At 65.9% G+C, this 314-nt stretch carries 1 protein-coding gene; it reads right to left on the bottom strand.

The features are described from left to right. On the bottom strand, window positions 1-314 hold a 314-nt coding region (locus tag O7A60_RS31875), incomplete at both ends, for an aminotransferase class I/II-fold pyridoxal phosphate-dependent enzyme (RefSeq protein ID WP_337109611.1).

Raw genomic sequence — 314 nt, 5'->3', positions numbered from 1 at the left:
GAGATCGAGGCTTCGTTGGAGACGAAGCCGGAGGTGAAGACGAGAGCCGCTTCCTTGCCGTGCAGGTCGGCAAGCTCATGCTCGAGTTCGACCAGCGGGTTGGACGTGCCGGAGATGTTTCGAGTGCCGCCGGCGCCGGAGCCCATCTTGCCTGCCGTGTTCTGGAACGCGGCGATCACGTCCGCGTGTTGGCCCATGCCGAGATAGTCGTTGGAGCACCAGACGGTGATTTCCTCGGCGCGGCCGTTGGCACGCCAGATGGCGCGCGGGAACTTGCCCGCGATGCGCTCGAGGTCGGCGAAGACGCGGTAGCG

Origin of the sequence: Mesorhizobium salmacidum (SeqCode), assembly GCF_037179605.1 — a bacterium.
Lineage (GTDB): Bacteria > Pseudomonadota > Alphaproteobacteria > Rhizobiales > Rhizobiaceae > Mesorhizobium > Mesorhizobium salmacidum.
The sequence above is the reverse complement of the archived record's forward strand: the minus strand, read 5'-3'. Positions and strand labels throughout refer to the sequence as shown.